This window comes from Caballeronia sp. LZ032 (assembly GCF_031451315.1).
Lineage (GTDB): Bacteria > Pseudomonadota > Gammaproteobacteria > Burkholderiales > Burkholderiaceae > Caballeronia.
This window is the reverse complement of sequence record NZ_JARUXP010000001.1, coordinates 1376995-1383961: the sequence shown is the minus strand read 5'-3', so window position 1 is coordinate 1383961 and position 6967 is coordinate 1376995. Positions and strand designations below refer to the sequence as shown.

Annotated in this window: 7 protein-coding genes; 3 read left to right on the top strand and 4 right to left on the bottom strand. The window is 63.3% G+C overall.

The features are described 5' to 3' along the window. From QCE69_RS06500 to QCE69_RS06490, 3 genes are all read left to right on the top strand, one after another. Positions 1 to 134 (top strand): IS3 family transposase (locus tag QCE69_RS06500; RefSeq protein ID WP_409021197.1); only part of this gene is annotated, 134 nt, incomplete at its 5' end. Positions 135 to 325: 191 nt separating this feature from the next. Continuing rightward, on the top strand, positions 326 to 1561 hold the full coding sequence (gene argE, locus QCE69_RS06495; RefSeq protein WP_309915761.1) for an acetylornithine deacetylase: 1236 nt from the start codon (positions 326 to 328) through the stop codon (positions 1559 to 1561). 23 nt (positions 1562 to 1584) lie between these two features. Beyond that, a complete protein-coding gene (locus QCE69_RS06490) occupies positions 1585 to 2589 on the top strand; it encodes a threonine/serine dehydratase (protein ID WP_309929964.1) in 1005 nt (334 codons plus the stop codon). Between the two features lie 71 nt (positions 2590 to 2660). Here QCE69_RS06490 and QCE69_RS06485 read toward each other — a convergent pair whose 3' ends face one another. The 4 genes from QCE69_RS06485 to QCE69_RS06470 all read right to left on the bottom strand — a co-directional run bounded on the left by QCE69_RS06485 (position 2661) and on the right by QCE69_RS06470 (position 6865). After that, positions 2661 to 3479 carry an ABC transporter permease subunit gene (locus QCE69_RS06485; RefSeq protein ID WP_309919672.1) on the bottom strand — a complete coding sequence of 273 codons (819 nt, stop codon included), beginning with the start codon at positions 3477 to 3479 and terminating at the stop codon, positions 2661 to 2663. Next, positions 3479 to 4387 carry an ABC transporter permease subunit gene (locus tag QCE69_RS06480; RefSeq protein ID WP_309808212.1) on the bottom strand — a complete coding sequence of 303 codons (909 nt, stop codon included), beginning with the start codon at positions 4385 to 4387 and terminating at the stop codon, positions 3479 to 3481. The genes QCE69_RS06485 and QCE69_RS06480 overlap by 1 nt, the downstream gene beginning before the upstream one ends. Then, positions 4384 to 5589 (bottom strand): polyamine ABC transporter ATP-binding protein, encoded by a 1206-nt coding sequence (locus tag QCE69_RS06475; RefSeq protein WP_309929962.1) that lies wholly within the window; start codon positions 5587 to 5589, stop codon positions 4384 to 4386. Before QCE69_RS06475 ends, QCE69_RS06480 begins: the two co-directional genes overlap by 4 nt. A gap of 160 nt (positions 5590 to 5749) precedes the next feature. Further along, positions 5750 to 6865 (bottom strand): polyamine ABC transporter substrate-binding protein, encoded by a 1116-nt coding sequence (locus QCE69_RS06470; protein WP_309929961.1) that lies wholly within the window; start codon positions 6863 to 6865, stop codon positions 5750 to 5752. Between the last annotated feature and the right edge of the window lie 102 nt (positions 6866 to 6967).

Genomic DNA, 6967 nt, shown 5'->3' with positions numbered 1-6967 from the left:
TCGCGGACTTGTTCGAATACATCGAAGTGTTTTATAACCGCAGTCGTCGTCATTCATCGCTTGGCTTCGTGTCGCCAACCCAGTTCATGCAAGACTGGGTTGTGGCTCAGCGGACAAGGGATGCGGCTGCATAACCCGGGGCCTCTGGAAGGCGAAAAACCGAGTGAACCTCAGTCCATGGAAGCACAGGCGAACGTCAGAGCCCTGTCACCCGACGCAAAACCGTCAAATCCATCGAAGCGCGAGCGAAACGCCAACCCAAACCCCAAGCGAGGGAACGAGCGTTTTTGGGCTATGATCAAACCCTACCCGCAGGAGCCAAAAAATGTCACAGATCGCTGACCAGGCGCATCTCGAAGCCTCATCGTCCTCATCCGGAAACGCCTCACCGCTCTCCCTCCCCTGGATCGAAAAACTGATTTCTTTCGATACCGTCAGCCGCAACCCCAACCTTGGCCTGATCGAAACCGTCCGCGACGAACTGCGCCGCGCGGGCATCGAGGCCACGATCACCAACGATCCACGCGGCCAGTGGGCCAATCTCTTCGCCACGGTCCCGGCCCACGACGGCCAGACCAACGGCGGCATCGTGCTGTCGGGCCATACCGACGTCGTACCCGTCGACGGCCAGAACTGGCACAGCGACCCCTTCAAGCCCGAGGTCCGCGACGGCCTCCTCTACGGCCGCGGCTCGTGCGACATGAAAGGCTTCATCGGCGCCGCACTCGCGATGCTGCCAAAAATGCAGGCCACGAAGCTCGCCAAACCCATTCACTTCGCGCTTTCGTATGACGAAGAAGTCGGCTGCGCCGGCGCGCCGCTGATGATCGCCGACCTCAAGAAGCGCGGCCTGCAACCGGACGGCTGCATCGTCGGCGAACCGACCTCCATGCGGCCGATCATCGCCCACAAGGGCATCAACACCTATCACTGCTGCGTGCGCGGTTTCGCCGCGCATTCGTCGCTGACGCCGAAAGGCCTCAACGCCATCGAGTACGCCGCGCGCCTCATCTGCCATATCCGCGACCTCGTCGACGAGTTCCGCGCCAAAGGCCCGTTCGACGAACTCTACGACGTTCCCTTCACCACCGGCCAGACCAGCACCATCAAGGGCGGCAACGCCATCAACACCGTGCCGGCCGAATGCAACTTCGAGTTCGAATTCCGTAACCTGCCGACCATCGATCCCGATCAGATCTTCGGGCGCATCGAGTCCTATGCACGCGAGACGCTGCTGCCGCGCATGCTGAAGGAACACGGCAACGCCGCCATCGAATTCACGAAGCTCGCCTCCGCGCCCGGCCTCGACGCCACCGAGCAAGCCGCCATCACGCAACTCGTGCGCGCCCTCACCGCGGACCAGGAAAAACACAAGGTCGCCTACGGCACCGAAGCCGGCCTGTTCGCCAACGCGGGTGTGCCGAGCATCGTCTGCGGGCCCGGCAACATCGAACAGGCGCACAAGGCGAACGAATATGTGTCGCTCGAACAGCTCGCGCAGTGCGAGGCGTTCCTCGGCAAGTTCATCCACAGCATGTCCGTCGAAGCGCAAGCACGCTGATCCAACTCAAGCCACCACGCGTCATGTCCACCGACACGCACCATTCCGACAACACGATCGACGGCACGCCGATCCCCACGCTCGACGACATCGCCGGGCAGCACATGGCCCTCACGCCCTGGGTCGCCCGCACGCCCACCTTCGAGCGTCACGATTTCCCGACGCTCGAAGGCACGCCCGTCACCTTCAAGATGGAGCTGTTGCAGGCGAGCGGCACCTTCAAGGCCCGCGGCGCGTTCTCCAACCTGCTGGCGCTCACCGACAGTGAACGCTCGGCAGGCGTCACCTGCGTGTCGGCGGGAAATCATGCGGTGGCGGTCGCCTACGCCGCGCAACGCATGGACGTGGGCGCCAAGGTCGTGATCATCCGCAGCGCAAGCCCCGCGCGCGTCGCGCTATGCCGGCGCTACGGCGCGGAAGTCGTGTTCGCGGAGAACGTCGCGGAAGCGTTCGATGTCGTGCGCCGCGTCGAGGCGGAAGAAGGACGCGTGTTCATCCATCCGTTCAACGGCTATCGCACCGTGCTCGGCACGGCCACGCTCGGCTACGAATGGGCCTCGCAGGCGCCGGATCTCGATGCGGTCATCCTGCCGATCGGCGGCGGCGGACTCGCGGCGGGCGTCTCCACCGCGATGCGCCTCGCGAATCCGTCACTGCATGTGTACGGCGTCGAACCGGAAGGCTCGGACGTGATGAAGCGCAGCTTCGAAGCCAATCACACGATCAAGATGGGCGCGATGCACGGGATCGCCGATTCATTGATGGCGCCGCACACCGAGCAGTACAGCTACGAGCTGTGCCGGCGGCATATCGACGAGATCGTCACCGTGTCGGACAACGCGTTGCGGCACGGCATGCTGCAACTGTTCGGCGAACTCAAGCTGGCCGTCGAGCCGGCTTGCGCCGCCGCCACCGCCGCCCTGCTCGGGCCGCTGCGAGAACGCCTGCAAGGCAAGCGCGTCGGCGTACTGCTGTGCGGCACCAATACCGATCCAGCCACCTTCGCACGCCATCTCGCCGCCGTCTGAAGGTCGGAAACGCACGCGGTCCCGCGTCTTTCGACGCGGGGCCGCGCATCATCAAACCTTCGCAATAATGCCTACATCACCCCCGCGAGCCTTCTGCGCTCGCTGCGCTGCATGAAGTAATTCGCCGCGATCACCCCGACCGTCACCACCGCGATGAACAACGTCGCCAGCGCGTTCATCTCCGGATTGAGGCCCAGCCGCACGCGCGAGAACACGACCAGCGGCAGCGTCGTGGAGCCCGGCCCGGACAGGAACGCGGACAGCACGAGATCGTCGATCGACAGCGTGAACGACAGCAGCCATCCCGCCACCAGCGCCTGCGAGATGAGCGGGAGCGTGATCGTGAAGAACACGCGCAAGGGCGTGGCGCCCAGATCGAGCGCGGCCTCCTCCAGCGACGGATTCAGCTCGCGCACGCGCGATTCCACGATGATCGCCACATACGAGATGCACAGCATCACGTGCCCGACCCAGATCGTAAACAGCCCGCGCCCCGCGGGCCAGCCGATCAGCTTCGCCATCTCGACGAACAGCAGCAGCAACGAAATGCCCTGGATCACCTCGGGGATCACGAGCGGCGCGTTGATCATGCCGGTATAGAGCGTGAAGCCCCTGAAGCGGCCCATGCGCGCGAGCACGAAGCCCGCCCACGTGCCGATCACCACCGACGCGCACGCGGTCAGGAACGCAATGCGCAACGAGAGCCACGCGGCGTTGATGAGCTCGTCGTCGGACCAGAGCGCGCGGTACCACTTGAGCGAGAACGAAGTCCATACGGTCACCAGCTGCGACTCGTTGAACGAATAGACGATCAGGCTGAGGATCGGGATATACAGGAACGCAAAGCCGATGCCGAGCGACGTGATCTGCAACGGACGACTGGTCTTGATCATCGCTTGCCCTCCAGCTGCTTCGCCTGAAAGTGCTGGAACAGCGCCATCGGCACGAGCAGCAGCAGCACCATCGCGCAGGTGACGGCGGAGGCCATCGGCCAGTCGGCGTTATCGAAGAACTCGTTCCACATGACCCGGCCGATCATCAGGGTATCCGCGCCGCCGAGCAGTTCGGGAATCACGTACTCGCCCACCGCCGGAATGAACACGAGCAGGCAGCCCGCGATGATGCCGTTCTTCGACAGCGGCAGCGTGATCTGCACGAACGCTTTCCACGGCTTGGCGCCGAGGTCGTAGGCCGCTTCGAGCAGCGTCAGGTCCATCTTCACGAGATGCGCGTACAGCGGCATCACGAGAAACGGCAGATACGAATACACCATGCCGATATAGACCGCGATGTTGGTGTGATACAGCTCGATCGGCGAATGGATCAGCCCGATCGACATCAGGAAGTTGTTGAGCAGGCCGTTGTTCTTGAGAATGCCGATCCACGCATACACGCGGATCAGGAACGACGTCCAGAACGGCAGCATCACCGCCATCAGCAACAGGTTGCGCGAAGCCGGATTCGAGCGCGCGATGTAATACGCCATCGGATAGCCGATCAGCAGGCACAGCAGCGTCGAGACCGCCGCGACCAGCAGCGAATTCATGTAGGTCGCGAAGTACAGGCTGTCCTGCACCAGGAACGCGTAGTGCGAGAAATCGAGCGCGATATTCATCACGCCGTCTTTCAGCGCGACCAGTTCCGTGTACGGCGGAATGCCAAGCTGGCTGTCGGCGAAACTGATCTTCACGACCAGCAGGAACGGCACGAAGAACAGCAGCAGCAGCCACAGATACGGCCCGCCGATCACCAGCGTGCGCCCCGACAGGCCCATGCGCCGGAACAGGTTGGCCATCATGACGTCAGCACCACGCCGGCCGACGCGCTCCAGCGCACGTAGACTTCGTCGTCGAAGGTCGGGGACTCGATTTCGCCGATCGCCAGGCTCGACAGGTTCGCGACCACGACCTTGCCTGAATCCAGCGTCACGTGATACAGCGTGTAGCCGCCCATGTACGCGATGTTGCTCACCTTGCCGCGGCCCCAGTTATAGGCGCCTTCAGGCGGCTTGCGCGTCAGCGCAATGCGCTCGGGCCGCACGGAAATCGTCACGGGCATGCCGAGCGGCCCGGTGATGCCGTGGTTCACATAGAGGCGCACCGGCAGGTCCGTCGATTCGACGAACACGTGATCCGGTTCGTCTTCCACGACATTGCCGTCGAATAGGTTGGTCGAACCGATGAACTGTGCGGAGAAGCGGCTGTTCGGGAATTCATAGACTTCGTGCGGCGTGCCGAGCTGCACGATCTGCCCTTCGCTCATCACGGCCAGGCGGTTGGCCATGGTCATGGCCTCTTCCTGATCGTGCGTCACCATGATGCAGGTCACGCCGACCTGATCGAGAATGTTCACCAGCTCGATCTGCGTGCGCTGGCGAATCTGCTTGTCGAGCGCGGACATCGGCTCGTCGAGCAGCAGGAGCTTCGGGCGCTTGACGAGGCTGCGCGCCAGCGCCACGCGCTGCTGCTGGCCGCCCGAGAGCTGATGCGGCTTGCGCTTCGCATACGGCGCCATCTGCACGAGCCTGAGCGCGGTGTCGACGCGGTCCTTCAGCTCCGCGCCGCGCACGCCTTCCTGCTTGAGCCCGTACGCAACGTTCGACTCCACGCTCATGTGCGGAAACAGCGCATACGACTGGAACATCATGTTGACCGGCCGCCGATACGGCGGCATCTGCGCGAGATCTTCGCCGTCGATCAGGATCTGGCCTTCGGTCACGGACTCGAGGCCGGCCAGCATCCGCAACAGCGTGGACTTGCCGCATCCGGAACTGCCGAGCAGCGCGAACAGTTCGCCCTTCTTCACCGACAGATTGACGCCCCGCACGGCCGTAGTCTCGCCGAACTTCTTGACGACATCGACGACCTGCACGAAGTTGTCGGTGAGACTCGTGCCGGACAAGGTGCCGCGCGGCTCCTGCCGGCCATTGACTCCGCCCGGTCCACCCGATCCACCCGATCCATTCGGCGCCGCCTGCGACGCGCTCGACTGCTCACTCATGATTGCCTGTCCGACTCCTGCGTGGTTGCGCCGCGTTGCGCGCGCCATTGCCCATCATTGCCATCGTTGCCCGTCGCTGCCGCAGTTGCATTCCGCACGAACAAAGCCCCCGGAGGACCAGGGGCTTCGTCGATTCAGGAACGCGGCCGGCGTGTCTTAATCATCGGCCGGACTTGAACTCGGTCCAGAGCCGCGTCTGCAGACGCTGGATTTCCGGCGGCAGCGGCTTCAGCAGGAACAGCGTCTTGATGACGTCCTGCGGCGGGTACACGGCCGGATCGTTGGCGACGTCCTTGTCCACGTACTTGCGCGCTTCGAGGTTCGCGCTCGGGTAGTAGACCGCGTTGGTGATCGCGGCGTGCACCTGAGGCGTCTCGATGTAGTTGATCCACTCGTGCGCCGCTTCCTTGTTCTTCGCGTCCTTCGGAATGGCCATCACGTCGAACCACACCGGCGCGCCGCCCTTCGGAATGTAGTACTCGATCTTGAACGGCTTCTTCGCATCCACCGCGCGATGCTTGGCGATCACGACGTCGCCCGACCAGCCGTAGGTGAAGCAGATGTCGCCGCCCACCATGTCGTTGATGTAGCCCGACGAGTTGAACTGCGTGATGTACGGGCGGATCTTCTTCAGCATCGCCAGGGCCGCGCGATAGTCGGCCGGGTTCGTGCTCATCGGATCCTTGCCCATGTAGTGCAGCGCGGCCGCGAACATCTGGTCGGGCGCGTCGAGCACGGACACGCCACAGGCCTTCAGCTTCGAGATGTTCTCGGGCTTGAAGAGAATGTCCCAGTTATTGAGTTCGACGTTGTCGCCGAGCAGCTTCTTCGCCTTGTCGACGTTGTAGCCCAGGCCGGTCGTGCCGTACGCCCAGGGCACCGTGTACTGGTTGCCCGGGTCCGCGCCCGCGACCAGCCTCATCAGGTCGGGATCGAGATACTTCAGGTTGGGCAGCTTCGATTTGTCGAGCGGCGAGAAGATGTTGGCGGCAATCTGCTTGCCGGCATAGTTGCTGGTCGGCACGACGATGTCGTAGCCTGAATTGCCGGTGAGCAGCTTGGCCTGGAGGGTGTCGTCGCTGTCGTAGTTGTCGTACTTCACCTTGACGCCGGTTTGCTTGGTGAAGTTGGGAATCGTGTCCTTGGCGATGTAATCCGACCAGTTGTACACGTTCAGCTGCGTGTCCTTCGCCATTGCAGCGAGCGGAGTCAACATCGCGGCGCAGGTCAGCGCGCCCGCCAGCTTGACCATGCGGCCCGCCAGTTTCTCGTTCATCTCGATTCTCCGTTGTTGCGACTGTCAAGACGTCGTGCCGCGCGCATCCGCCACCGGTTGAAGTCCCGGTCGCTTCAAGCCCGACCCTGGCGCGCGACGCCC